Origin of the sequence: Deinococcus budaensis, from assembly GCF_014201885.1 — a bacterium.
GTDB lineage: Bacteria > Deinococcota > Deinococci > Deinococcales > Deinococcaceae > Deinococcus > Deinococcus budaensis.
In genome coordinates this window covers 128,728-154,099 of the sequence record NZ_JACHFN010000008.1, presented here as the reverse complement: position 1 = coordinate 154,099, position 25,372 = coordinate 128,728, and the positions used below count along the sequence as shown (strand labels likewise).

General features: G+C 69.6%; 24 protein-coding genes. 14 read left to right on the top strand and 10 right to left on the bottom strand.

The features are described from left to right. The first annotated feature begins 31 nt into the window (after nucleotides 1-31). Nucleotides 32-511: an FKBP-type peptidyl-prolyl cis-trans isomerase gene (locus tag HNQ09_RS12030; RefSeq protein ID WP_184029583.1), complete on the top strand. Its 480-nt coding sequence runs from the start codon at nucleotides 32-34 to the stop codon at nucleotides 509-511. A gap of 66 nt (nucleotides 512-577) precedes the next feature. Here the strand turns inward: HNQ09_RS12030 and HNQ09_RS12025 are convergent, their stop codons facing one another. From HNQ09_RS12025 to HNQ09_RS12015, 3 genes are all read right to left on the bottom strand, one after another. After that, nucleotides 578-1,369 (bottom strand): FAD binding domain-containing protein, encoded by a 792-nt coding sequence (locus HNQ09_RS12025; protein WP_184029580.1) that lies wholly within the window; start codon nucleotides 1,367-1,369, stop codon nucleotides 578-580. 66 nt (nucleotides 1,370-1,435) lie between these two features. Next, nucleotides 1,436-3,829, bottom strand: a complete 2,394-nt coding sequence (locus HNQ09_RS12020) for a xanthine dehydrogenase family protein molybdopterin-binding subunit (RefSeq protein ID WP_184029576.1) — start codon at nucleotides 3,827-3,829, stop codon at nucleotides 1,436-1,438. A gap of 73 nt (nucleotides 3,830-3,902) precedes the next feature. Continuing rightward, nucleotides 3,903-4,394, bottom strand: a complete 492-nt coding sequence (locus HNQ09_RS12015) for a (2Fe-2S)-binding protein (RefSeq protein ID WP_184029574.1) — start codon at nucleotides 4,392-4,394, stop codon at nucleotides 3,903-3,905. Between the two features lie 330 nt (nucleotides 4,395-4,724). Between HNQ09_RS12015 and HNQ09_RS12010 the strand changes: the two genes are divergently transcribed. The 6 genes from HNQ09_RS12010 (at nucleotide 4,725) to HNQ09_RS11985 (ending at nucleotide 11,454) form a co-directional block, all read left to right on the top strand. After that, nucleotides 4,725-5,864, top strand: a complete 1,140-nt coding sequence (locus tag HNQ09_RS12010; protein ID WP_184029570.1) for an NAD(P)/FAD-dependent oxidoreductase — start codon at nucleotides 4,725-4,727, stop codon at nucleotides 5,862-5,864. 189 nt (nucleotides 5,865-6,053) lie between these two features. Beyond that, nucleotides 6,054-6,575, top strand: coding sequence for a DUF4388 domain-containing protein (locus HNQ09_RS12005; RefSeq protein ID WP_184029567.1), 522 nt, complete (start codon nucleotides 6,054-6,056; stop codon nucleotides 6,573-6,575). Between the two features lie 358 nt (nucleotides 6,576-6,933). Then, nucleotides 6,934-7,452 carry an NUDIX hydrolase gene (locus HNQ09_RS12000; RefSeq protein WP_184029564.1) on the top strand — a complete coding sequence of 173 codons (519 nt, stop codon included), beginning with the start codon at nucleotides 6,934-6,936 and terminating at the stop codon, nucleotides 7,450-7,452. Then, nucleotides 7,449-10,211: a valine--tRNA ligase gene (locus HNQ09_RS11995; protein WP_184029561.1), complete on the top strand. Its 2,763-nt coding sequence runs from the start codon at nucleotides 7,449-7,451 to the stop codon at nucleotides 10,209-10,211. Before HNQ09_RS12000 ends, HNQ09_RS11995 begins: the two co-directional genes overlap by 4 nt. 69 nt (nucleotides 10,212-10,280) lie before the next feature. Next, complete coding sequence (locus tag HNQ09_RS11990) at nucleotides 10,281-10,793, top strand: P-loop nucleotide/nucleoside kinase family protein (RefSeq protein ID WP_184029558.1); 513 nt, start codon at nucleotides 10,281-10,283, stop codon at nucleotides 10,791-10,793. Then, complete coding sequence (locus tag HNQ09_RS11985; RefSeq protein ID WP_184029555.1) at nucleotides 10,756-11,454, top strand: Nif3-like dinuclear metal center hexameric protein; 699 nt, start codon at nucleotides 10,756-10,758, stop codon at nucleotides 11,452-11,454. The genes HNQ09_RS11990 and HNQ09_RS11985 overlap by 38 nt, the downstream gene beginning before the upstream one ends. Nucleotides 11,455-11,537: 83 nt before the next feature. On the opposite strand, the gene HNQ09_RS11980 is transcribed toward HNQ09_RS11985, so the two are convergent. Genes HNQ09_RS11980 through HNQ09_RS11965 form a run of 4 tightly spaced genes read right to left on the bottom strand, consistent with a single transcriptional unit; the run spans nucleotide 11,538 to nucleotide 15,586 of the window. Further along, complete coding sequence (locus HNQ09_RS11980) at nucleotides 11,538-12,308, bottom strand: hypothetical protein (protein ID WP_184029552.1); 771 nt, start codon at nucleotides 12,306-12,308, stop codon at nucleotides 11,538-11,540. Between the two features lie 53 nt (nucleotides 12,309-12,361). Next, nucleotides 12,362-14,461, bottom strand: a complete 2,100-nt coding sequence (locus HNQ09_RS11975; RefSeq protein ID WP_184029550.1) for a hypothetical protein — start codon at nucleotides 14,459-14,461, stop codon at nucleotides 12,362-12,364. Nucleotides 14,462-14,468: 7 nt separating this feature from the next. Continuing rightward, nucleotides 14,469-14,885 carry a biopolymer transporter ExbD gene (locus HNQ09_RS11970; protein ID WP_184029548.1) on the bottom strand — a complete coding sequence of 139 codons (417 nt, stop codon included), beginning with the start codon at nucleotides 14,883-14,885 and terminating at the stop codon, nucleotides 14,469-14,471. Then, nucleotides 14,882-15,586 (bottom strand): MotA/TolQ/ExbB proton channel family protein, encoded by a 705-nt coding sequence (locus HNQ09_RS11965; protein WP_184029546.1) that lies wholly within the window; start codon nucleotides 15,584-15,586, stop codon nucleotides 14,882-14,884. The genes HNQ09_RS11970 and HNQ09_RS11965 overlap by 4 nt, the downstream gene beginning before the upstream one ends. 291 nt (nucleotides 15,587-15,877) lie before the next feature. Between HNQ09_RS11965 and sufC the strand changes: the two genes are divergently transcribed. Genes sufC through sufD form a run of 3 tightly spaced genes read left to right on the top strand, consistent with a single transcriptional unit; the run spans nucleotide 15,878 to nucleotide 19,503 of the window. Continuing rightward, nucleotides 15,878-16,648, top strand: coding sequence for a Fe-S cluster assembly ATPase SufC (gene sufC / locus HNQ09_RS11960; protein ID WP_184029544.1), 771 nt, complete (start codon nucleotides 15,878-15,880; stop codon nucleotides 16,646-16,648). A gap of 31 nt (nucleotides 16,649-16,679) precedes the next feature. After that, nucleotides 16,680-18,086 (top strand): Fe-S cluster assembly protein SufB, encoded by a 1,407-nt coding sequence (gene sufB, locus HNQ09_RS11955; RefSeq protein WP_184029543.1) that lies wholly within the window; start codon nucleotides 16,680-16,682, stop codon nucleotides 18,084-18,086. A gap of 58 nt (nucleotides 18,087-18,144) precedes the next feature. Further along, complete coding sequence (gene sufD / locus HNQ09_RS11950) at nucleotides 18,145-19,503, top strand: Fe-S cluster assembly protein SufD (protein WP_184029541.1); 1,359 nt, start codon at nucleotides 18,145-18,147, stop codon at nucleotides 19,501-19,503. A 70-nt stretch (nucleotides 19,504-19,573) separates the two neighbouring features. On the opposite strand, the gene HNQ09_RS11945 is transcribed toward sufD, so the two are convergent. Beyond that, nucleotides 19,574-19,990 (bottom strand): pyridoxamine 5'-phosphate oxidase family protein, encoded by a 417-nt coding sequence (locus HNQ09_RS11945; RefSeq protein WP_184029539.1) that lies wholly within the window; start codon nucleotides 19,988-19,990, stop codon nucleotides 19,574-19,576. Nucleotides 19,991-20,225: 235 nt separating this feature from the next. On the opposite strand from HNQ09_RS11945, the gene HNQ09_RS11940 reads away from it, so the two are divergent. Then, nucleotides 20,226-21,272: an aminopeptidase gene (locus HNQ09_RS11940; RefSeq protein ID WP_184029537.1), complete on the top strand. Its 1,047-nt coding sequence runs from the start codon at nucleotides 20,226-20,228 to the stop codon at nucleotides 21,270-21,272. Between the two features lie 49 nt (nucleotides 21,273-21,321). Here HNQ09_RS11940 and HNQ09_RS11935 read toward each other — a convergent pair whose 3' ends face one another. Next, nucleotides 21,322-22,044, bottom strand: a complete 723-nt coding sequence (locus HNQ09_RS11935) for a 50S ribosomal protein L25/general stress protein Ctc (protein ID WP_184029535.1) — start codon at nucleotides 22,042-22,044, stop codon at nucleotides 21,322-21,324. A gap of 258 nt (nucleotides 22,045-22,302) precedes the next feature. Between HNQ09_RS11935 and efp the strand changes: the two genes are divergently transcribed. The 3 genes from efp to accC all read left to right on the top strand — a co-directional run bounded on the left by efp (nucleotide 22,303) and on the right by accC (nucleotide 25,005). Continuing rightward, nucleotides 22,303-22,860 carry an elongation factor P gene (efp, locus tag HNQ09_RS11930; protein WP_184029533.1) on the top strand — a complete coding sequence of 186 codons (558 nt, stop codon included), beginning with the start codon at nucleotides 22,303-22,305 and terminating at the stop codon, nucleotides 22,858-22,860. 186 nt (nucleotides 22,861-23,046) lie between these two features. Beyond that, nucleotides 23,047-23,589 (top strand): acetyl-CoA carboxylase biotin carboxyl carrier protein, encoded by a 543-nt coding sequence (accB, locus tag HNQ09_RS11925; protein WP_184029531.1) that lies wholly within the window; start codon nucleotides 23,047-23,049, stop codon nucleotides 23,587-23,589. 78 nt (nucleotides 23,590-23,667) lie between these two features. Next, a complete protein-coding gene (accC, locus tag HNQ09_RS11920; protein ID WP_184029529.1) occupies nucleotides 23,668-25,005 on the top strand; it encodes an acetyl-CoA carboxylase biotin carboxylase subunit in 1,338 nt (445 codons plus the stop codon). A gap of 85 nt (nucleotides 25,006-25,090) precedes the next feature. On the opposite strand, the gene HNQ09_RS11915 is transcribed toward accC, so the two are convergent. Then, a complete protein-coding gene (locus HNQ09_RS11915) occupies nucleotides 25,091-25,315 on the bottom strand; it encodes a hypothetical protein (RefSeq protein WP_184029527.1) in 225 nt (74 codons plus the stop codon). Nucleotides 25,316-25,372: the final 57 nt, after the last annotated feature.

The following is a 25,372-nucleotide window of genomic DNA, read 5'->3' as shown; positions in this document are numbered from 1 at the left end:
TTTTCTCAGCCCTCACCGAATGGAGACGCCCATGAACATCACCCAGAACAAGGTTGTCGAACTCGATTACGTGCTCAAGGTGGAAGGCGAGGTCGTGGACCGCAGCGAGCCGGACGACGCCCTGACCTACCTGCACGGCCACAGCAACATCATTCCGGGGCTGGAAAAAGCGCTGGAAGGCAAAAAGGCCGGAGACAGCCTGCACGTGACCGTTCAGCCGGAGGACGGCTACGGCGAGCGCGACGAGGACAACGTCGAAGACCTCGACCGCTCGGACTTCGACGACGAGATCGAAGTGGGCGCCACCTACTATGCCCAGGCCGAAGACGGCAGCGTCCTGCCCTTCACGGTCCTGGCTGTCGAGGGCGACACCGTGCGGGTGGATTTCAACCCCCCGCTGGCCGGAATGGTCCTGAACTTCGACGTGACCGTCAAGGCCGTCCGCGACGCCACCGCCGAGGAGCTGGAGCACGGCCACGCCCACACGCCGGGCATGCACGACGGCGAGTAAATCGCCCGCAGACGAGAACGCCCCGGCCCGACGCTGGGGCTTTCTCGTTTCGGAGCAGGCGGCGGCCTAGACTCTGGCCGCCGCCCGCCCCGCCAGCACGTCCACCAAATGCGCCCGGTACTCGGGACTGGCGAAGCGGTCGCCCAGCAGCCCTCCGGCGTCCACCAAGCCTTCCCCGGCAGGCTGGCCCGCGTTCAGGCGCTCCTCGAGGAGGGTCAGGCGCTCGGCCTTCTCCCCCGCCCCGGTGTAGGCTGCACGAATCTGCCCGTCCGCGTGGCGCACCACGGCCACGCCCGCGATCGCGTAGTGGCTGGCCGGGTGCTTGAACTTCTCGTAGGCACACCCCTGCACGGTCGCGGGGATACGGATGTGAGTGAGCAGTTCGCCGGGCTGCACCGCGCTCTCGAACATGCCCACGAACATCTCGTCGGCGGGGACCACGCGCTCGCCCCCCAGCCCCCGGATCACGAACTCTACGCCCAGGGCCAGGGCCGCCGCCGGGTAGTCCGCGCTGGGGTCGGCGTGGGCCAGAGAACCGCCGATGGTGCCCCGGTTGCGGACCATCGGGTCCCCGACCTCGTGGGCGACCTCGGGAAAGAGAGGCAGCTCCGAGCGCAGCACCTGAGCGTGGGTGGTCATCGCGCCTACCACGAACACGTCGCCCTCGCGCCGGATGCCCCGCAGTTCCTCCAGCCCGAACACGTCGAGCAGGGCGGGCGGTTGGGCCAGCCGCAGCCGCATGGCGGGCAGCAGCGAGTGCCCGCCCGCGATCACCTTGAGGTCGGGATTCTCGGCCATCATCGTCAGGGCTTCCTGCACGCTGCTGGCGCGGTGGTAGTCGAAGTTGACTGGGTACATTGGGCCTCCCTTGGGTCAGAGTCAAGGGGTCGAGGAAATGAGCCGTCCTCAACCCCTCGACTCATCTCAGTCGTCCGCCGCCTGCCCCATTCCCGCTCCCTGCCGGGCCTCGCGGATCGCCCGCCAGACCTTCTCGGAGGTGTAGGGCATATCGAGGTGCGCGATGCGGCACTCGTGCCACAGGGCATCCATCACGGCGTTGGCGACGGCGGCGGTGCTGGCGATGGTGCCCGCCTCCCCGATGCCCTTGACCCCCAGGGGGTTGTGCGGGCTGGGGGTGACGGTATGGTCGGTCTGGAAGTTCGGCAGGTCGTCGGCGCGGGGCACGGCGTATTCCATGAAGGTTCCGGCCAGGAAATTGCCCTCGTCGTCATAGGCGGCGTCCTCCCACAGCGCCTGCCCCGCCCCCTGCGCGATGCCGCCGTGGACCTGCCCTTCCGCGATCAGCGGGTTGATCAGGGGGCCGCAATCGTCCACGCAGCCGTAGTCGCGCAGCTTGACCACGCCCGTATCCGTGTCGATCTCCACGACCGCCACGTGCGTGCCGAAGGGGTACACGAAGTTCTTGGGGTCGTAGAAGGCGGTCGCCTCCAGCCCCGGCTCCATGCCGTCGGGCAGGCTGTGGGCGAGGTGGGCCATCAGCGCCACGTCGGAGAAGGTCTTCTGCTGCCCCGGAGCGCCCTTCACGCGGAACACGCCGTCTGCGTGCTCGATGTCCTCCTCCGAGGCTTCGAGGAGATGCGCGGCGATCTTCCTCGCCTTGGCGGTGATCTTCTGGAGGGCCATCTTGAGGGCGCTGCCGCCCACCGCCGCGCTGCGCGAGCCGTAGGTGCCCCAGCCGTAGGGCATCCGGCCCGTGTCGCCGTGAATCAGGTCGATGTCCTCGATGGGGATCTGAAGTTCGTCGGCGGCGATCTGGGGAAAGGCCGTCTCGTGGCCCTGGCCGTGGCTGTGCGAGCCGGTGTACAGCTCCACCTTGCCCGTCGGGTGCACGCGCACCAGCGAGCTTTCCCACTGCCCCGCCTGCGCTCCCAGTTGGCCCACCAGGGCGGACGGCGCCAGCCCGCACGCTTCGAGGTACGAGATCACGCCGACGCCCAGGATTTTGTTGTTGCCCTTCATCCGCTCCTGCTCGGCGCGGAGGTCCTGGTACTTCATCATGTCCAGCGCCATATTGAGCGCGGGTTCGTAGTTGCCGGAGTCATAGACGAGCGCGACAGGCGTCTGGTATGGGAACTCGTCGGGCTGGATGAAGTTCATCCGGCGGAACTCGGCGGGGTCCATCCCCAGCTCGTGCGCCATCACGTCCACCGTGCGCTCGATGAGGTAGGTGGCCTCCGGGCGGCCCGCGCCCCGGTAGGCGTCCACGGGGACGGTGTTGGTGACCACACCCGTGACCTTCGCGTGGACGGCGAGAAACTTGTACACACCGTTGAGCAGCGTGCCGTACAGGTAGGTCGGCACGGCGGGCGCGAAGAGGGTGAGGTACGCGCCGAGGTTGGCGACCGTGTTCACCCGCAGCCCCAGCATCCGGCCCTCGGCGTCCACCGCGAGTTCGGCTTCCGACTCATGGTCGCGGCCCTGCATGTCGGAGACAAAGCTCTCGGAGCGGCGGGCCGCCCATTTCACCGGCTTGCCCAGCAACCGGGAGGCGAGCAGCACGATCACTTCCTCCTGATACTGGAAGATCTTGGAGCCAAAACCCCCGCCCACATCCGGGCTGATGACCCGCAGCTTGTGCTCGGGGATGTTCAGCACGAAGGCGGCCAGGATCAGGCGGTGGATGTGCGGATTCTGCGAGGTGGTGTAGAGCAGGTATTCGCCGCTGGCAGGCGAGAACTGCGCCAGGGATGCACGCGGCTCAATCGCGTTGGGCACGAGGCGGTGATTGCGCAGCCTCACCTTCACCGTCTTGTGCGCCCGGTTGAAGGCCTCGTTCAACGCCGCCTCGTCCCCGATCTCCCAGCGGAAGGCCACGTTGCCGGGCACGTCGTCATGGACCTGCGGGCTTCCCTCCTCCAGCGCCGCGCTCCCCAGCGCCACCGAGGGCAGGGCCTCGTAGTCCACCGCGAGCAGGCCCGCCGCGTCCTCGGCCTGCGCCCGCGTCTCGGCCACCACGACGGCCACGATGTCGCCCACATGGTTGACCTCGCCCTGCGCGACCGCGTGGTGCGGGGGCACCTTGAGGTCGGGGAGCAGCCAGCCCACCGGGATAGGTCCCGCGCCCGCCGCCGCCACGTCCTCGCCGGTCAGGACGGCGACCACGCCGGGCATGTCCTCCACACTGCTCTTGTCGATGCCGGTGATCCGGGCGTGCGCGTAGGGGCTGCGGACCATCGCCGCGTGCAGCATCCCCGGCAGCACGAAGTCGTCGGTGTACTGCCCCGCCCCGGTGATAAAGCGCGGGTCTTCCTTGCGCTTGAGGGCCTGGCCCATGTACTTGTCGGTTCGGTCGGTCATTGTGCCTCCCTGGGGTCGGCGTCAAGGGTCTAAGACAAGCTGGAACCTCGCCCCTTTGACCCTTGCACCCGCTTCAGTCGTCCGCCGCCTGCCCTGACTCCCGCTCCCGCATCGCCGCCGCCGCGTGCTGCACGGCGAGGACGATGTTGTGGTAGCCGGTGCAGCGGCAGTAGTTGCCCTCGAGATGGTGGCGGATGGTGGCCTCGCTGGGGTCGGGGTCGTGGCGCAGGAGTTCGGCGGCGCTCATGATCATGCCGGGGGTGCAAAAGCCGCACTGGAGGCCGTGTTTCTCCCAGAAGCCCGCCTGGAGGGGGTGGAGGTCGGCCACGGTTCCCAGCCCCTCGATGGTGGTGACCTCCAGGCCGCCCGCCTGCACCGCGAGCACCGTGCAGCTTTTGACCGCGTCGCCGTTCAGGTGGACCGTGCAGGCCCCGCACTGGCTGGTGTCGCAGCCGACGTGCGTGCCGGTCAGGCCCAGGTCCTCACGCAGGAAATGCACCAGCAGGGTGCGGGGTTCCACGTCGCGGGTGTAGGGCTTGCCGTTGACCGTCAGGGTGACGTTCATGGCTGGCCGCCGGAAGTCGCGGAAAGGGGGGGGCTACAGAAGCACTCCTGCATGACCAACCTCCAAAAAAGGGGGGAGCGTGCGCCGGGGCGTGCGGATGAGGGGGGGGTCAGAGACCGCCGGATTGTGTGTACGCCTTATTCAACCATGAACCCGGCCCCCGAACCTGTAGCCGGGCAGGCCAGGCCTCCGCCCCGAAGTGTGGACGGTGACAGACGGCGTTGGTGTAAGGTGTACGCTGTTGTCACGACCGGGGGAGATCTCCGGCGGCTCTTTATGGTGCCCTCTGCCGCTGAGCCTACTCGTGAATTCGTTCACAGGAGAATTTGCATGAAGACCCTGATCCTCGGTGCTGGCTACGCGGGCCTCGCGGTGGCCACCAAGATGAAACCCCTGCCCGAACTCGAAGCCCTGCTGATCGAGCAAAATGCCTTTCATACCTTCGAGACCCGGCTGCACGAGGCCGCCGCGCACAACACCCGCGTGACCCTCCCCATTCAGCCCCTGCTGCGCGGGACGGGTGTGGAATTCGAGCAGGCCTCGGTCGAGGGCGTGGACATCGACGCCCGCGAGGTCACCCTCAAAGACGGCCGGGTCCTGACCTACGACAAACTGGTCGTCGGGCTGGGTTCGGTGACGAACTTCTACCGCATCCCGGGTCTGGCCGAGCACGCCGCCGAACTCAAGCAGCTCAGCGACGCCGACGAGATTTTCAATTTTGTCAACCGGGTCTACAGCGGCGAATACCAGGGCAACCGCGACATCGTGGTGGGCGGCGCGGGCCTGACCGGCGTGGAACTCGTCACCGAACTCGCCCAGCGCGCCGAGGTGCTGAGCAAGGAGCGTGGCCTGCCTCCCTTCCAGATCTACCTGGTGGAGGCCGGACCCAAGATCCTGCCCATTCTGGACGAGGCGCTGCGCCAGAAGGCCGAAAAGACCCTGCGCGACTACGGCATCCACATCCTGGTGGGCCACCGCCTGATGGGCGCGACCGAAGGCAGCGTGACCGTGCAGACCGCCGACGGTGAGCAAAAGGTCATCGGGGCAGGCAAGATCATCTGGACGGGCGGCATTCAGGCGCGCGACATCGTCAAGGGCGAGCGGCTGGAAAAGGGACCGGGCGGGCGCATCGCCGTGGACGAGTTCCTGCGCGCCAAGGGCTACCCCGACGTGTTCGTGATCGGGGACATGGGTCTGGCGCTCAACCAGGACGGCAAGCCGGTCCCCACCACCGCCCAGCACGCCGGGCAGCAGGGCCGCCTGACGGGCAAGAACCTGATGCACCTCGCGCGCGGTCAGGAGCTGGAACCCTACGAGCCGACCACGCTGGGCGAATTCGTCTCGCTGGGCGGCCTGATGGCGGTCGGCTGGATGAAGCTGCCCTGGAACCAGAAGCTCGCCATCACCGGGGGCCTCGCCCACGTGATGAAAAAGGCCAGCGAGTGGCGCTGGCGGGCCAGCATCGACTGAGCGGCCGGGCCGCTGGAGCGCGGAAGGAGGCCAGAGCAAGTCAGCGCTCTGGCCTTCCGCTTGTGGTTGGGTGGGTTCCGGGCGCTCGCCAGGCCCTGCCCTCCTTTCGCCGCACTCCCGGCGCGGCCTCCGGCGTGCGGCTCCACCTTTGTCAGAGTGCTGCATGAAGAGAGGCTTAAACTGGTCGCTATGCTGCGCGGTGATCTGGCGGTCTTCCCCTTCATGCCTGTCATGCAGATGCTGCTGTCGAGTGGCCGGGCCGGGCGCCTGAGCGTGTCGCACGCGCGGGGCGGCGAGCTGTGGCTGGAACCGGGCGAACTCGTGCACGCGCGGGCGGGCGGGCTGACCGGCGACGGCGCCTTGCAGGTGCTGAGCAGCCTGGACGGCGGGCAATTTACCTTCGCGCCCGACGTGGCCGCCAGCGAGCGCAGCCTCAGCCTGCGCCGTGACGCGGCCCTGCGCCGCTTGATCGAGGAATCGGACGCCTGGGGCGAGCTGCTGCGCGCCTTTCCCGACTGGAGCCGCCCGCTGCGCTTCACCGCGCGGTGGACCGACGCCCAGCCGGTGACCCGCGCGCAGTACCTGGCCCTGAGCCTGGTGCCCGAGGCCCTGCCGCTGCGAACCGTGCTGGAGCGCAGCGGCCAGCCTCCCCGGACGACCCTGACGACGCTGCACGCTTTTCTGGCGGCGGGTCTGATTGAAGTGGCCTGACCCTGACCCTCCGGTTGCGGCGCTTCCCACCTCGCAGGCCCCTATACTGATCGGGCGAGGACCGGGAGGAGTACCCGGAAAGTTGCGCCCACAGGAAGGCCCGCCCCGAGACTGAGAGGGAGGCCGGGAACGCAGCCGGGGAAAGTCGCCCGCGAGCGCGGCGGAAGAAAGGCCGAGAGCCATACGCACTGGGGCCGAGTAGAGCCGTCCGGGATGCGCCCGACACAGCGCGCACGAGTGCCCCACACCTGTGGGGAAACGCGGTGGTACCACGGGACTTTTGCAGCACGTCTCGTCCGCATCCGGCGAAAGCTGGTCGGACGGGGCGTTTTGTGTTGTGGATGGGAGGCCGTGGGATATGGAACCAGCGCGGATTCAGCAGACCGGATATGCATTGCCCCTGACCGAGGCGCGGACCCTGGCCGCCCGCCTGAGGTGCCGGGAAAAAGTCCTGGCGTATGTCACCCGCCGCCCGGATGAACTTCTCGTCTTCGAGCATGAGTCCAAGTTCGTGGACGCGGGCGTTCAGGTCCCCGCCGGAGGAGTGGAACCCGGCGAGACGCCGGAAGCGGCAGCCCGGCGCGAGACGCTGGAGGAAAGCGGCCTCAGCCTGAGTGGCCCCGTCCATCTCGCCTCCTGCCACTGGCGGCGCGGCGAGCGGTCCCAGGTCTGGCACTATTACTGGCTGACCGCCCCGCCCGGAACACCGGATGCCTGGACGCACCGGGTCACCGACGGCGAACGCGACAAGGCCCTGCTATTTCACCTGCGCTTTGCCCCGCTCAGCCGCCCGGAACTCATCCAGGGCTACGGCTACGACGCCGCCCTCCCCCACCTGACCCGGCACCTCGCCGCCCTCCAAGGAGTCCCCGCATGACCGATCTCCCTACCCTCCCCGACACGAACGACACCGCCCTCGGCAAGGCCTTTGACCCGGCCGCCATCGAACCGGCCTGGGCCGCGCGCTGGCGGGGCGAGCCGTTCCGCGCCGACGCGACGAGCGGCAAGCCGCCCTTTACCATCGTGATTCCGCCGCCCAACGTGACCGGCAACCTGCACCTGGGCCACGCGCTGGACAACACCCTGATCGACACCCTGATCCGCTACAAGCGCATGGCAGGCTTCGAGGCGATGTACCTGCCCGGCACGGACCACGCGGGCATCTCCACGCAGGTGGTGGTGGAGCGGCAGCTGAAAAACGAGGGGCTGACCCGCTTCGACCTGGGCCGCGAGGCCTTTCTGGAGCGGGTCTGGGGCTGGAAGGCGCAGTCGGGCGGCATCATTCTGGAGCAGCTCACCCGCCTGGGCGTCTCGGCGGACTGGACCCGCGAGCGTTTCACGATGGACGAGGGACTGAGCAAGGCGGTGCGCGCCCAGTTCGTGCGGCTCTACCACCAGGGCCTCGCCTACCGGGGCGAGCGCATCGTGAACTGGGACCCGGCCAGCCAGACCACCCTCTCGGAGCTGGAAATCGACCGCGAGGTCCGCAAGGGCAAGATGTCCACCCTCTCCTACAAGCTCGAGGACCCCAGCGTTCCGGCCAGCAACGGCGACCCCGGCGAGATCCGCATCGCCACCGTGCGCCCGGAGACGATCTTCGCGGACCAGGCCATCGCGGTGCATCCCGAAGACGAACGATTCGGCCACCTGATCGGCCAGCGGGCGCGGATTCCCCTGACCGACCGCTTTATCCCGGTCATCGCGGACGAGGCGGTGGAGCGCGAGTTCGGCGTCGGGGCGCTGAAGATCACGCCCGCGCACGACCCCACCGACTTCGAGATCGGGGAGCGGCATGGCCTGGCGCGCCCCAGCGTGATCGACCTGCACGGCCACCTGACTTCCGACCTCGTGCCGGAGGCGTTCCGGGGAATGGAACGCTTCGCCGCCCGCAAGGCGGTCGTGGCCGCGCTGACCGAGTCCGGCGACCTGATCGAGGAAAAGGACCACGACACCGCCATCGGCCTCAGCGAGCGGACGAAGGTGGCCGTCGAACCCATCGTCAGCACCCAGTGGTTCGTGAACATGAAGCCGATGGCGGCGCGGGTGCTGGAGGGGCTGGACGCGGGCGAGATCCGGCTCACGCCCGAGCGCTATACCAAAGTCAACCGCGACTGGCTGGAGAACATCCGCGACTGGAACATCTCGCGCCAGCTGTGGTGGGGCCACCAGATTCCCGCGTGGTACGACGAGGACGGCAATGTCTACGTGCCCGACCCGGAAAATCCCGAGCTGGACTGCGACCAAGACCCGCGCTACGCACATCTGAATCTGCGCCGTGACCCTGACGTGTTCGACACGTGGTTTTCCTCCAACCTCTGGCCCTTCTCCACGATGGGCTGGCCCGACACCGACTGCGAGGACTACCGCAAGTTCTACCCGACGCAGGTGCTCGTGACCGGCTACGACATCCTCTTCTTCTGGGTGGCGCGGATGCAGATGGCCGGGTACGCGATGACCGGGCAGGCGCCCTTTGAGACGGTGATGCTGCACGGCCTCTACCTCGACGCCAAGGGCCAGAAGATGTCCAAGAGCAAGGGCAACGGCATCGACCCGCTGGAGCTGTTCGGCGAGTACGGGGTGGACGCCTGCCGTTTCGCCTTCACCAGCCTCAGCACGGGCGGGCAGGACATCCGGCACGACCCCCGGAGATTCGAGCAGGGACGCAACTTTGCCAACAAGCTGTGGAACGCGGCCCGCTTCGCCCGGCTGCGGCTCGCGGAGGGGGCGCCGGGCCTGACGGGTGACGACGCGCTGACCCGCTATGTGCGAGGCGCCGTGAGTGCGGCAGAAGGCGAGCCGCTGCGCAGCCGCGACGCCCTGGCGGCCCTGCGGACCCGCGAGGACCTGACCCCCGCCGACCGCTGGATCATCAGTCGCCTGAACACGGTGACCGCCGAGGCCAGCGCGCAACTGGACGCCTTCGACATCGGCGCGGCGATCCGCACCCTCTACGCCTTTACCTGGGACGAGTTCTGCGACTGGTACATCGAGGCGGCCAAGCCCGCGCTCGCCGCCGGGCAACTGGGCACCCTGGGGACCCTCAAGGCCGTGCTGGAGCATATCCTGAAGCTGCTGCACCCCTTCATGCCCTTTATCACCTCCGAGCTGTACGCGCATCTCGGCCACCGCCGCCAGCTCGCGCTGCACGCCTGGCCGCAACCCGACCCCGACCTGCACGACGCGGAGGCCACCCGCGTCTTCGGCGCCCTGCGCGCCGCCGTGAGCGCCGCCCGCAGCCTCAAGAACGAGCTGGGCCTCTCGCCGCAAGACCGCCTGGAGGTGGCCGTGGAGGGCGACCTGGCCCCGACTGTGGCGCAGAATGCCCGGGTGGTCGAGGGCATCGCCCGGGTGTCGCTGGTGCCGGAGCTGCCGGGCCGGACCCTGAGCGCCGTCGAGGCGGGCGTGACCGTCCGCGCCCCGCTGGAGGGTACGGTGAACGTGGCCGACTGGCTGGGCAAGCAGAAGAAGCGCCTGGCCGAGTTCGACAAGCAGATCAAGCAGGCGCAGGGCAAGCTGGGCAACGCGGGCTTCGTGGCCCGCGCTCCGGCCGAGGTGATCGAGGAGGAGCGGCGCCGGGTGGCGGACTTCGGGGCGCAGAAGGAGCGGCTGGAGCAGGTGCTGGCGCAGTTCGCGTAAGCCACCGGCACCACAGGCTCCCGCCCCGCAGCTCGGCCGAGTGCGGGGCGTCTCCTTTACCCTGGAAGGATGCGTCCCACCCTCCACCTCCTCGTGGGCCTCCCCGGTTCCGGCAAGACCACGCTGGCGCGGCGGCTGGAGGCCGAACACCGGGCCTTGCGGCTGACGCCCGACGAGTGGATGCAGCCCCTGTTCGGTGAGGGCGAGGCCGGGGGCAAGCGCTGGGTGCTGGAAAGCGAGTTGCTGTGGGGCGTGGCGGCGCGGGTGCTGGGCCTGGGGGTGGGCGTGGTGCTCGACTTCGGCCTGTGGGCACGGGAGGAACGCGACGATTTCCGGGCGCGGGGCGAGGCGCTGGGAGCGCGGGTGGAACTGGTCTGGCTGGACCTGCCGCGCGAGGACCTGTGGCGGCGGCTGGAGGCCCGCAACGGCACCCGCCCTCCAGGCACGTTTGCCATCACCCGGGCGGAGCTGGACGGGTGGTGGGACCTGTTTCAACGCCCCGGGGCAGACGAGCTGGGCCAGGGTGGATGGCGCATCCTGGGGCATGACCCCGCCTCCTCCGAACGCGCCCACCCTGACTGATCTGGCCCACTGGCTGAGCGCCGCGCTGGATGACCCCGCGCCGCTGCGCCGGGACGGCCCCGCCGAGGTGCGGCGGCTGGCCCTCGCGCTGGAACCCGCCGACCTGCCCCCCACGCTGGAGGCCGACGCCCTCTTTTTGCACCGCTCACGCCGCATCGGGGACGGCTGGCCGGGCCTGGGCGTATTGAGCGTCCACGACGGCTTCGACCAGCAGCTCACGACCGGGCCGAACCGGCGGCTGGCGGTCAAGCTGGGCTGGCGGGAGGTGCGCGAGGTGGTCTGGGAGGGCCGGACCGTGGGCCTGAGCGCCACACCGCCGCAGCCGCGCTGGATTGACTTGCGCGCCGCCCTGCACGCCGAACTGGGCGGCGAGGACACCTCCTGGCCGCCGGAACCCGCTTCGGCTCCGCTGCGGCTGGCGCTGATGAACGCGATGAATCCGGCGCTGATCGGACACGTCGCGGCCCTCGGGGTGCGGGTCTACCTGACCGGGCAACTGCGGCCCTCGGCGGCGGGGGCGGCGCGGGGCCTGGGCCTGGGCGTGATCGCGCTGGGCCACCGCCGCAGCGAGCTGTGGGGGCTGCACCAGCTTGCCCGCGAACTGCGCGCGGCTTTTCCGGAGCTGGAGACGGAGGTGTATCCGCTCGCTGAGCCGCGCTGAGGCAGGACGGGGAGCAGGGCAAAAGCGGGGCGGGGCGAGCGACCCCGTAAGGTCCCTCGCCCCGCCGGTCCCGCTCCCGGCGCTTACTGGAAACTGCCCAGGTCCAGCGTCACGCTGTAGGCGCAGCTGGTGTCGGCCTCGGTGCGGATCAGCAGCTCCACCTTGTCGCTGGCGCCGATGCCCGCCTTGAGCGGCTCGAAATAGTAGACGAGGGTGCCTTCCAGAGGCCCTTTCACGGCGGTGTTCACCGTCGTGGCCGGAGTGGTGCTCGTCGCGGGAGGCGTCACAGCCGTGGTGCTCCCCGCACCCACCATGGGCTTCCAGTCGTTCACGAAGCTCTTGCGAACGGGCGCGACGAGCTTGCCGTCCGGTGCCCGGAGGCGCAGGAGGTAGGCGTCGCGCGCCTTTTCGCTGGGCAGGCCGCGCACGTTCACGTCCACGCGCAGCAGGCCCTCGGCCATGCGCTTGGCGGTCAGGTCGGCGCCCAGGGCACCCTCGGCGCTCAGCACCTGGAAGTTGTCGCGGGCGTCCACCGCCTGGAAGTAAAGCTGGTCGGCCTGACCGCTCACCGTGACGGCGGCCGGGCGGCTGCCTGCCGCGAAGTCGCCCGGCGCGGCCAGCCAGTCGGCCAGGCACTTCTCGCCGCCGTCGAAGACCTTCACGGCCCCCGGACCCGAGGCGAACTGGCCGTCTTTGACGTTCAGGTCAAGGGTCAGGTAGGTGGGCACCGGCTCGCGGCGGCCATACGCGCCGTCGATGACGTTTTTGGCAGTCGTCTCCTCCAGCTTGGGTACCCAGGCCAGGGCCGGGGCCGACAGCAGCAGGGTCAGGGCGAGCAACACAGGTTTACGCATGGGGCACCTCATAGCAGAAGGGAGTGACGGCAGGCTGACGGCGGCCCGGGGGATCAGGCGTCCTTGAGATAGACGACCCGGCAGGCCGCGCCCGCCGAGCGGAACTGCGCGGCGGCGGCGGCGCCGAGAACGGCGTCGGTGCGGATGGGAGCGTTCGGCGCGATTCGGGGCGCCTGGACACGCGCCGCCTTGACACGGGTCACATTTTGGAAGGGGGCGAGTTGCGCTTCCGAGGTGGCGTAGCTCTGGAGGTTGCCCTCGTTCACCAGCTGGGAGCTGACGCCCTTGATCAGCGCGGCGTCGGGCCACAGCTGGGTACCGCCCTCGTCGTACACGAAGCTGGTCGCATCCCGGTCGAAGCGCCCCAGTCCGCGCACGTCGATCACGACCGTGCAGTTCAGCGGGCGCGACTCGGTTCCGGCGCCGCTTCCTGCGCCTCCCCCGGCCCGGGCCATCTCTCCCCCACCGCTGCCGCCGCCCCCGTTGCCGTTGCCAGCCGGAACGCCGCCTCCCCGTCCAGGAGCCGTACCTGTGCCGGAGGGACCGCCGCTGCCCGCGCCGTCCCCACTTGGCCCCCCACCCCGGGCGCCGTCGCCCGCCCCGCCTCCCCGGTTTCCAGCGGCGGGGCCGGGGTCGGGCGTGGTGCCTGCCCCGCTCGCGCTTCCGCCCGAGGACTCGCGAGGGGCGGTGGGCGCCGCTGGCGTCGCGCCCGCGCTGCCCGGCGTTCCGGCAGCGGGCGCGGTGGTCTGCGGCCCAGGGCTGGCGTCGCCGGGCGTGGGGCCGGAGCGGGCGACCGGGCTGGCCGTGCCTGGCCCGCTTGCGGCCGGCGTGCCGGGTGTGGGCGCCGCGCGGGCCGCCTCGGCCACCGGCGCGGCAGAGGTTCCTGTTCCCGCCGCGCCGCGTGTGGGGGCGGTGGAAGGCGTGGGCGCCGCTGGGGCGGCGGGGACCGGGGTCCGTGCGGCCGTGCTCGCTGGCGGGGCCGCCGGGACGGTGACCGGACTGCGCGGGGTCGTGGGGGCGTCGGGCGCCGTGGCCTGGGGCGTGCGCGCGGCCTTTCCCTCGCGCCCGGCGGTGGCCTGGGGACTACCTGGCGCGAGGGTGCCGCGCGGCGAGAGTGGCGCCTCGGGAGCGCTGCCCTGCGGAGCCGCCTGCGGACGGGCCGGAACGCGGGCCAGCGCCGTCTCGCCCACCGCCGTCCCGGCCGCCGTGGCTGGAGCCGCTCCCCGCGCCGGGGCAGGTTCCTCGGTCGCCGTGGCCGCGCCCCGCGCCGGAGTGGCTGTTTCCTGCGCGCTGGCCGGGGCGGCGTCCTCCCGGCGGGGCAAGGCCGTGACCGGCTCGGGGTCAGGCGCGGGCGCAGCGGGGGCCGTCGCCACCGGAACAGCGGGCGTGTCGTCGGCCTGGGCCTGGGGTTCGGGGTCCAGGCGGCCCTGAGCCGCCGGAGCACTCGGCTCGGGGGCGAGTTCCTGCGGCTCGGCCCGGGAAGTCGGCGCGGAGGCCAGCGGGTCGGAGGCAGGCGTGTCGGCCGCAGGGGTGGGCGCAGTGGCGGCAGGCGCCGCTGGCGCCGGGGGGCTGTCTGCCGAGGTGCGGGGCGCTGGAGGAGTGGGCGCCGGAGTCGCCGTCGCGGGGGCCGCCACGGCAGCGGATGGGGGCGCGGCACTCGGGGACCGGACGGGGGCTGGCGCGCTCGCCGGAGCCGGGGCAGCGGGGGCAGGTGGGGTGACCGGAGCGGCGGGAGTGGGCTGTGGGGACACCTGCGGAGGCGCGGCCCGCGAGGCAGGGGGCGGTGTGGGGGGACGGGCCACCGGAGCAGGCGCGGGAGGCGGCGCGGGTGGGCGCGAAGGCTGGGCGCGCTCCGGCGCAGGCTGGGGGGCCGGGGGCGGCGCCGCAGGCCGGGCCGCTGGGATCGCCCGCTCACGTGGCGGGGGCGTCAGCGGAGGGGTTGGCGTCTCCGTCGGCGGCGGGGCCAGCGTGACCACTTCCAGCGGCGCGCGGTTGAGGTCCGGGGGGGCCGTCAGGGCGGGGGCGCGCAGGTCGGGCCGGGTGGCGAGCAGCCCCAGCAGCAGCGCCGCGTGGACCAGCGCCGTGACCCCCACCGCCCGCAGACGGTCCTGGCGCTCGGGCGAGGGGACGGGAGGCCGGGGCAGGATGGTCATGCCCGCCTCACTGCCCGCCGCCCTGGGCCGTGCGGGTGCCCAGGGCGAGGCGCTCGCCGCCCGCCTTCTTGATCTCGTCCATCACCCGGACCACCGTGCCGTAGTTGCCGCGCTCGTCGGCGCGCAACCCCACCACGCCGCCCGAGGCCGGGAGCAGGGGCTTCAGGCGCCCGCCCAGCCGGGTCAGGGTCGTTTCCTGGCCGTTCAGGTACACCTTGCCGCCCCGGTCCACGCTCACGACCGGCAGAGCAGGCGTCTCCTGCACGGTCGTGCTGGCGCGCGGCAGGTCGAGCGGCAGGGCGTTTTGCCGCGCCCCCAGGCTGCTCGTCAGGAAAAAGAAAATCAGCAGCAGCAGCACGATGTCCACCATCGGCGCGAAATCGAAGGTGACCGCGTCGCCGCCCTCCCGAAAGCGCCGCCTCACCGCGCGGCTCCGCCCACCGGCACGCCGCTGCCCTCGAAGTGCATCGCCACCTCGGGCACCGGCCGGGCCCCCGGCAGTCCGCCCAGGCCGCGCGGGCTGAGCCAGGCGGGCAACTCCTCGCGCACCCGCTCGGCCTGGGTCGCGATGCGGTCGGCCTTCGCCCTCAGCGCGTTGCGGGCCACGTAGGCGATGATCGCCACGATCAGCCCGGCCGCCGTGTTGATCAGCGCCTCGCTGATGCCCAGCGCGAGTTGATCGGGCGTGGGGTTGGCGGTGTTGCTGAACACGATGAACGAGCGCACCATGCCGATGACCGTGCCCAGCAGCCCCAGCAGCGGCGCGACCTGCGCGGCCGTGCCCAGCGCCGAGAGGCCCGCGTACAGCCGGGCGTCCTCGGCCAGGACGGCGGCGTTCATCGCGGCCTGCGCGGCCTCGCTGCCCCGGTCGGCGCGGCCCAGGCCCGCGCGCAGCACGGTGGCGGCGGGCGTGGGGTCGGCGGCGCGGTCCAGCTCGGTCAGCGCGGCGGCCGGGCCACTCTCGGCCGTCACCGCCCGCGTCCGTTCGATCAGGGCCGCCGGGTCACGGCCCAGGCGGCCCAGCACCTGCGCGCGCACGGCGGCGGTGTAGACGACGTACACGGACAGGGCCAGCAGCACCCACAGCAGGGGTCCGGCGTTCCGGAGCAGCTCGACGAGATTCATGGCTTTCACGGGTAGCACGCAGGCGGGTGGCAAGCGTGAAAAACGTGCGCCGGGCACTCATGCGGGGGCCGCCGCAGGGGCGATCCCGCCTTTTCCCGTCGCCACCCTCCACATCCCCTGATTCCTGGGTTCCCGCCACCCTCCAGAACCGCTCTGGCAACGGCTCCGGCAACCCGCTGAATCCACAGTAAACCACTCGACTTTGGCCCGCCTCACCGGGTAGAATGGCCGGGTAAGTAGGAATCATTCTCAAGAAGGATTCCCCTCTCAGCCCCCCCACAAGGAGCCTCCATGACCGACCAGCCCCACCAAATCGAGATTCGCAACCTGCACGTTTCCGTGGGCGACATGCCCATCCTCAAGGGCGTCAACCTGACCGTGCCGCGCGGCGAGCTGCACGCCGTGATGGGGCCGAACGGCAACGGCAAGAGCACGCTCGCCAAGGTGATCGTGGGCGACCCCGAGTACACCGTGACCCAGGGCGAGGTTCTCGTGGACGGCGTGGACATCCTGGAGATGGAACCCGACGAGCGCGCCCGCCTGGGCGTGTTTCTGGCCTTCCAGTACCCGGTCGAGATTCCCGGCGTGACCATCGCCAACTTCCTGCGCCTCGCCATGCAGGCCCGCAAGCCCGAAGGCGAGGAGGTGAGCTTTACCGAGTTCTACGGCAAGCTGCAAAGCGCCCTGAAGGTGCTGGAGTGGGACGAGAGCATCGTCGAGCGTTACCTCAACGAGGGTTTTTCGGGCGGCGAGAAGAAGCGCAACGAGATTCTCCAGATGCTGATGCTGGACCCCCGCTACATCATCATGGACGAGACCGACTCCGGCCTCGACGTGGACGCCCTGAGGATCGTGGCGCGCGGGGTGAACTCACTGCGCGGCCCCTCCTTGGGCGGATTGATCATCACCCACTACCAGCGCCTGCTGGACTACATCGTGCCCGACAAGGTCCACATCATCGTGGACGGGCGCGTGGTGCAGACCGGCGGCCCCGAACTTGCCAAGAAGCTCGACACCGAAGGCTACGACTGGGTCAAGCAGCTCGCCGTCGCGGGCGCCTGAGTCTTTCTCCCCTGTCTCAAGGAGCCACCCCATGACCATCAACCCCGAAGTTGGCGACATCAACTCCTCCTACGAGTACGGCTGGAGCAACCCCGAGCGCTACGCGATCAAGGCGCCCAAGGGCCTCTCGCGCGAGGTCGTCGAGATGATTTCCAAGGCCAAGGACGAGCCGCAGTGGATGCTCGACTTCCGTCTCAAGGCGCTCGACATCTTCCTCGCCAAGCCCATGCCCACCTGGGGCGCGGACCTCTCGGGCCTCGACCTCGACGAGATCTACTACTACATCAAGCCCGAAGGCTTCAACGCCCGCTCGTGGGACGACGTGCCCGACGACGTGAAGAAGACCTTCGAGCGCCTGGGCATTCCGGAGGCTGAGCGGGCCGCGCTCGCGGGCGTCGGCGCCCAGTACGAGTCCGAGATGGTCTACCACAACCTCAAGGAGGAGTGGGAGAAGCTCGGCGTGGTGTTCCTGAGCATCGAGGACGGCCTCAAGCAGTACCCCGACCTCTTCCGCGAGCACTTCGCCACCATCGTGCCCCCCGAGGACAACAAGTTCGCGGCGATCAACAGCGCCGTGTGGTCGGGCGGCTCCTTCGTGTACGTGCCCAAGGGCGTCAAGGTGGACATCCCCCTCCAGACGTACTTCCGCATCAACGCGGAGAGCAGCGGGCAGTTCGAGCGCACCCTGATCATCATCGACGAGGGCGCGCAGGCCCACTACATCGAGGGCTGCACGGCTCCGGCGTACAACTCCGACTCCTTCCACTCCGGCGTGATCGAGATCGTGGTGAAAGAAGGCGCGCGCTTCCGCTACTCCACCATCCAGAACTGGAGCCACAACGTCTACAACCTGGTGACCCAGCGGGCCGCCGTATACCAGGGCGGCGTGATGGAGTGGGTGGACGGTAACCTGGGCAGCAAGGTCACCATGAAGTACCCCGCCTGCTACCTGCTCGAGGAGGGCGCGCGCGGCGAGGTGCTGAGCATCGCGATGGCCGGACGCGGCCAGCACCAGGACGCCGGGGCCAAGATCGTCCACTTCGCGCCGTACACCAGCGGTTCGATCGTCTCCAAGTCGATCTCCAAGGATTCGGGCCGCTCCTCCTACCGGGGCCTGGTGAAGATCTACGAGGGGGCGCGCGGCGCCAAGACCAACGTCGAGTGCGACGCCCTGCTGCTCGACGAGGAAGCCCGCACCGACACCTATCCCTACATCGAGATCGAGGAGAAGACGGCGCGCGTGGGCCACGAGGCGACCGTTTCCAAGATCAACGACGAGCAGATCCTGTACCTCCAGTCGCGCGGCCTCTCGGAAGACCAGGCGGCGGGCTTGATCGTGCGCGGCTTTATCGAGCCGATTGCCAAGGAGCTGCCGCTGGAATACGCGGTGGAACTGAACAGGCTGATCGAGCTGGAGATGGAAGGCAGCGTCGGCTGAACGCTACGTGTGGCGCGGGCGCCCGGCTTCGAGGCGTCCGCGCCCCTCTGGAGGTACCATGACCCAACCCTTTACCGAAGAATTGCTCGATCAGGTGGGCGGCCCCGCGTGGCTGACCGCCAAACGCCGCGAATCGCTCGACCTCTTCAACACGCTCGAAGTGCCCTCCGAGGCCGTGGAAGCCTGGAAATACACCCGCGTCGAGGTGGACTTCGGCCAGCTGCGGCCCCACGCCAAGCGCAGCCGCGTGGGCGACGTCTCGCAGCTGCCGGCCAGCGTGCAAAAGCGCCTTGAGGGCACCGACGTGGGCGCCTTCCTGGTGCTCGACGGTCCGGACGTGGTGTACCAGACGCACCTGCCCAGTGACCTGCGCGACAAGGGCGTGATCTTCACCGACCTGCGGACGGCGGTCGAGCAGCACGCCGACAAGGTGCAGCAGTACCTCTACTCGGTGGTTCCGGCGGAGGTCCCCGACGACACCACCATCGCCGCGCCCGGCACCACGCCCAGCAAGTCCCCCGACCCCTCCGAGGGCAAGTTCAGCGCGCTCGCGGCAGCCCTCTGGACCAACGGCGCCTTCGTGTACGTGCCGCGCGGGGTGGAAGTCGAGCTGCCGCTGGGGTCCTTCCGCGTGATGAGCGAGGCGGGCACCTACACGGCGACCCGCACCCTGGTCGTGGCTGAGGAAAACGCGCAGGTCACCTTCATCGACGAGCAGGACAGCGAGGAACTGCCCGGCACCTACGCCATCGGCGCGGTCGAGCTGGTCGTGAAGGACGGCGCCCGCGTGCGCTACGTCTCTATTCAGAACTGGGGCAAGGGAGTCACGCACATCCAGCGCCAGCGCGGCGACGTTCACCGGGACGCGACCCTGAACAGCCTGGTCGTGACGATGGGCGGCACCCTCAGCCGCACCGAGATGCAGTCGTACCTGCGCGGGCAGGGCAGCGATTCCGAGATGCTGGCGCTGTACTTCGCCAACGAGGACCAGCACTTCGACCACTACACGCTCCAGCACCACGCCGCCGCGCACGCGCACTCGGACCTGCTGTACAAGGGCGTGGGCGACGACCGCAGCGTGGGCGTGTTCAGCGGCATGATCAAGGTGGACCTCGGCGCCCAGAAGACGGACGCCTACCAGAAGCACCGCACGCTGATGCTGTCCAGTGACGCGCGCAACTACTCGGTGCCGCAGCTGGAGATCAACGCCAACGACGTGCGCTGCTCGCACGGCTCGACGACCGGCCCGGTCGATCAGGAGCAGCTCTTTTTCCTGCGCTCGCGCGGCATCCGCCAGGAACTCGCGGAGAAGATGCTCGTCACCGCCTTTCTGGAAGACGTGCTGACGCGCGTGCCGCTGGGGAGCGTGGTGGACTACATCGAGGGCATCATCGCCCAGAAGGTCGGGGCGGCGTAAGGAGAGGGCAGCAGCCCCGGGCGGTCAGCTTGCGGGCTGGCCGCCTCTCTTTGCAGGGCGGCCCGGAGCCTCACAACTCAAGCTGCCCGTCTTCCTTGCCCCACCACTGGATGCGCTTGGCGTCCACCCGCAGCATCACCAGGCCCTCGGTGTCCAGGCCATCCCCGAACCAGCGGCGCAGTTCCTCGTGCCAGTGGTCTTTCATCACGCGCCGGTCGGTCAGCACCCGCGCCTCGCCCTGCACCGCCACGAACAGGAACCCCTCGTCGGCCCTGAAGTTCAGTTGCACATGATGGTTTGCGGCGATGTCCTTTGCCATGCGGGAGTCGGCCCAGGTGAAGAAGTACGAGGTCCCGTCATACTCGACCTCGCCGTTGTTGCTCATGGGCCGGGAAGCGAGGCGGCCGTGGCTGCTCACGGTGGTCAGCAGGCAGTAGTCCAGCCCACGCAGCTTCTGCGCGAGGGTCCCCATGGCTCTGGTGTTCATGGCTTCAGGGTAGAGGGGCGCAGGCGGCGGGCAGGGTCGCCCGCCCGCAAGGGGGGTTGCGGCCTCCTGACGCCGGCCTTAAGGCTGAGCTGCCCCGGTCGGTGGGTTGCCCCCCGCTCCCGCCCCTCGTCCAGGGTCGGTCTCTGAGGGGGAGTCCGGCCGGTCGCCACCCGGGGCGAAGAACAGGGGGTGGGGCCACGCTTTGAGCCTCCGTGCCCACCGCTATGCTGTCCCCATGAAAGCCTGGGTGCTGGGCGCGGGCGGGCTGCTGGCCCTGGCCCTGGTCGGTTGCGGCGAGGTCGGGTATCTCACCCAGGCGGCCGCCGGGCAACTTGACCTGCTGGTGCGGGCGCGGCCGGTGGCCGAGGTGCTGGCCGACCCCGCGACCCCGCCGGAAACGCGGCGACAGCTGGCGCTGGTGCAGCAGGTCCGGGCTTTTGCGGTGGGCGAGCTGGGCCTGCCCGACCGGGGGGCCTACCGCACGTATGTGGACGTGGGCCGGCCCTCCGTCGTCTGGAACGTGTTCCGGGCGCCCGAATTTGGGCTGGACCTGCTCACCTCCTGCTTCCCGGTGGCCGGGTGCGTGGGGTACCGGGGGTATTTCCGGGAGGCGGACGCGCGGGCCTACGCCCAGACGCGCCGGGCGGCGGGCGAGGACGTGCGGGTGGGCGGCGTGACGGCCTACAGCACGCTGGGGTATCTGCGCGATCCGGTGCTCTCCACCATGCTGGCCTCCCCGGACCCCACCCTGATCCGCACCGTGATTCACGAGTTGGCCCACCCCGCCGTCTACGTGCCCGGCGATACCGTCTACAACGAGTCCTTTGCCACCGCCGTCGAGGAGGAGGGCTGGCGGCGCTGGATGTCGGCCCACGGCACCCCGGAGCTGGAGGCAGCCGACCGGACCATCCGGGCGCGGGCGCGGGCGTTCGAGGCCCTGCTGTTGGCGGCGCGGGCCGAGCTGCAGGCCCTCTACGCGCAGCCCCTTGCCCCGCAGGAGCGGCGGACGCGCAAGGCGGCGGCCCTGGCGGGTTTGCAGGACCGTTACGCGGCGCTCAAGGCGAGCTGGGGGGGCTACGGGGGCTACGACGCCTGGTTCGCCGCCGGGGTGAACAACGCGGCCCTGGCCTCGGCGGCGGCCTACGCGGCGCTGGTGCCCGACTTCACGGCGGCGCTGGGACGGGTGGGGGCGGACGTTCCCGCTTTTCTGGCGCTGGCGCGGGCGTGTGGCGAACGGCCTCCCGGGGAACGGGCCAGCTGCCTGCGGGAGGAGACGCCGTAAAGGCGAGGGCCGGGACTCCCCGAGGGAATCCCGGCCCGTCGGCAGGGGCTTACTGCTGCTCGTTCCCGGCCTCTGCCGCGTCGGTGCTCTCCTGGTTCTGGGCCTCGACCGCGTCGGCCTTGACCTCGTCCAGGCTGGCGTCGCCCTCCAGCACGGCGGCGGCGGCCTCCTCGGAGAGGGTCCCGGCAGCGACCAGACCGGCCACCTGCGCGGCCTGGGCCTCGGCCTCGGCCTCCTCGGCGGTGAGGCGGGGCGGCAGCACGCTGATAACGACGAGATCTTCGTCGGCGGCGAGCTTCACACCCTCGGGGAGCTTGATCTGACCGGCGGTCACGTGGTCACCGATGTTCAGGCGGGTCACGTCCACGGCGATCTCCTGCGGAATGCGGCGCGGGCCGGGCGCGATCACGGCGAGGTTGTGCACGACCACGTCCACAAGGCCGCCCATGACTTCACCCTGGCTCTTGCCGCTGGTGTGGACCGGCACGCTGACCTCGATGGGTTCGCCGTAGGTCACCATGTAGAAGTCGGCGTGGATCGCCTCGCGGCGGCGCTTGTCCATCTGCACGGCCTTGACGAGCGCCGGGAAGGTCTCGCCGCCCTCCAGGACGATGTCGAACAGGCCCGTCGTGCCCTGCTGGCGAAAGGCCCGGTCAAAGACCTTGCGGGAGATGGCAAAGGAGACGTTCTTCTCCTTGTTGTAGGCGACGGCGGGGATCATGCCTTCTGCCAGCTTTTCCTGGCTCTTGCGGGGGGTGGCCTTCAGTTCCATGTGCGTGTTTCCTCCGGGGGGGGCACTTTGGCCGCCTCGTCCGCGCCGCAACCGGGCGCACCTCAGGCGCGCGGGGGCAGGGGCGGGGGCCAAGCAACCCTGGCAGTGTAGCAAACCTGGCGCCACGTGTGGGTTCCGGCGGGGCGGGGACCTCTGCTAGAATCGTGCCTGTTGCCGCGCGGCGCCCGGACGCAGCCTCCGGGCCGCAGGAAACCGGGCCGCAGGAAAAGTGCGCCCCCGGCCGAACAAGGAGAACACATGATCAGCGTGACTGAACTGCGGAATGGCACGAAGGTGGAGATGGACGGCGGCCTGTGGGAGTGCCTGGAGTACTCGCACCTCAAGATGGGCCGTGGCGGCGCCAAGGTCGTGACCAAGTTCCGCAACATGGAAAGCGGCAGCATCGTGGACCGCACCTTCAACAGCGGCGAAAAGCTTCAGGACATCTACGTGGAAGGCAAGACGATGCAGTACCTCTACAAGGACGGCAACGACTACGTGTTCATGGACCTGGAAACCTACGACCAGGTGCATCTGCCCCCCAACCTCGTCGGTGACGCCGCCAAGTTCATGAAAGAGAACACCGAGGTCGAGGTCGCGATGTACGGCGACAAGGCCCTGAGCATCACCCTGCCCAACCAGGTGATCTTGAAAATCACCCAGACGGACCCCGGCGTGCGCGGCGACACCGTCTCGGGCGGCACCAAGCCCGCCACCCTGGAGACGGGCGCGGTCGTGCAGGTGCCGCTCTTTGTCGAGCAGGACACCAACGTCAAGGTGGACACCCGCACCGGGCAGTACCTCAGCCGCGCCTGACCGTGCCTGCCGAACGCCGTTCCCGCAAAGATGGGGACGGCGTTCACCTTTGCCGTTAGACTCAGTTCAGCCAGCACCCCCGGTCCGCTCCGCAGAGAGGGACGAGACCGTTTTCCCCGCATGATGGGGGACGCTGCACTTTTGCAAGGGCGCCAGCACACCCCAGCACTTCACCCAGGAGGGGCCATGAATCCAGACGACCTCAAGAAAATCCTCGACGCCCTGAGCCTTGCCGACGTGCGCGAGTTCAGCCTCAAGACCGGCAGCTTCGCGCTCGACCTCAAGCGCGGGCCGCAGGCGACAGGCGGTCCGGCCTTCGCGCCCAGTGCCCCGGCTCCCGCTGCGCCGCCCGCTGGCCCGGCGGCCACTTTCTCGCCGCCTGCGCCCCTCCCGGAAGCGGGCAGCGCCCCGGCGCCCGTCACTGCCGAGAGCCTCAGCACGTCGGTGGCCGAGGCCATGCCTGCCGCCGCCGCTCCGGCCAAGGCCGCCAGCGCCGGAACCCCGGTCAAGGCGCCCATCGTGGGCACCTTCTACGCGGCGAGCAGCCCCGACGCCCCCGCCTACGTCAAGGTGGGCGACACGGTGAGCGCCGGGCAGATTCTGTGCATCATCGAGGCGATGAAGCTGATGAACGAGATTGAGGCCGAGACGAGCGGCACGGTGCGCGAGATTCTGGTGAAGAACGCCGAACCGGTCGAGTACGGACAGACGCTGTTCATCATCGAATAGGCTCCCAGCGGCCAGCCCCGCCCGCCAAAGAGGCTGGAAGCTGGCCGCTGGTGACTGGTGGCTCTCCCGGAGGGGCACATGTTTAAAAAGATCCTGATTGCCAACCGCGGCGAGATCGCCCTGCGCGTGATTCGCACCGCGCGCGAGATGGGCGTCAAGACGGTCGTGGTGTACTCCACCGCCGACGAGAAGAGCCTGCCGGTGCTGCTGGCCGACGAGTCGGTGTGTGTGGGGCCGCCCGCCTCGAACGCCAGCTACCTCAACATTCCCAACATCCTCTCGGCGGCCCTGATGACCGGCGCCGAGGCGATTCACCCCGGCTACGGCTTTATGGCCGAGAACCCGGACTTTGCCGAGATGTGCCGCGAGCACGGCATCGTCTTTATCGGGCCGACGCCGGAGTCCATGCGGGCGCTGGGCAGCAAGGCGGGCGGGCGCGACATCGCCGCGCAGAGCAAGGTGCCGGTCGTGCCGGGTACGGGGGTGCTCGAAGGCGTGGACGCCGCGCTCCTGGCCGCCAAGCAGATCGGTTACCCGGTGCTGCTCAAGGCCTCGGCGGGGGGCGGCGGGCGCGGGCAGAAGGTGATCCGCACCCAGGACGAACTTGCCAAGGGCTTCGCGCAGGCGCAGGAGGAAGCCCGGCTGTACTTCGGGGACCCTGCGATCATCATGGAGAAGTTCCTGGAGGAGTTCCGGCACGTCGAGGTGCAGGTCATGGGCGACGGGCAGGGCCACGTGATCCACATCGGCGAGCGCGACTGCTCGATCCAGCGCCGCAACCAGAAGCTGATTGAGGAGGCGCCCTCGACCCTGCCCGAATCGCTGCGGCAGGAAATTCTGGACGCGGGCGTGCGCCTTGCCAAGCACGTGAACTACGCGGGTGCGGGCACGTTGGAATTCATCGTGGACCGGGACGGCAACTACTACTTCATGGAGATGAACACCCGCATTCAGGTCGAGCACTGCGTCTCCGAGATGATCTCGGGCCTGGACTTCGTGCGGATGCAGCTTCAGGTGGCGGCGGGCGAGGGGCTGCATCTTCAGCAGCAGGACGTGAAGCTCCACGGCCACGCCATCGAGTGCCGCATCAACGCCGAGGACCCCGACAAGGACTTCCGTCCGGCGGCGGGCCGGGTGGACGACGTGCATTTCGCGGGCGGCCCCGGCGTGCGGGTGGACAGCCACGTCTACAGCGGCTACGTGATCCCGCCGCACTACGACTCGCTGATCGGCAAATTGATCGTGCACCACGACAGCCGCGAGCAGGCCATCGCCCGCATGAAACGCGCGCTGGAGGAAACGATCGTGCACGGCCCGAAAACCACCGTCCCGCTGTACGTCAAAATCATGGACAACCCCTTTTACAAGCGGGGCGCCGTGATGACCAACTTCCTCAAGACCCGCCTGGAGATGTAAGGCGGCCGCCGGGAGAAAGCAGAGGAAGGGGACGCGGCCGTGACACCACGTCCCCTTCTCGCGCTGCTGGCTTTTTTCTTCGCGTTTACTCGCCGGTCAGGATGTTGCGGTTGGCGTTCTCGCGGTCCTCGATGATCTTGCCGAGGATGAAGAACGTGGGGGGCCAGAAGCCCACGAACAGGCCGCTGCGCTGCTTTTCCTCGCCTTCCTTGTTGCCGGGGCCGCCGTCGGCCTTGCCGGAGGTGAAGCTGGCCGCCGAGGCGAGGATGGAAGCGAAGCCGAGGATGTACATGATGTTGGAGAGTTTCATGCGGATACCTGCCTTTCGTGGAAATGGTGGGGAAGGACAATGCCGTCTTCCTCCCCG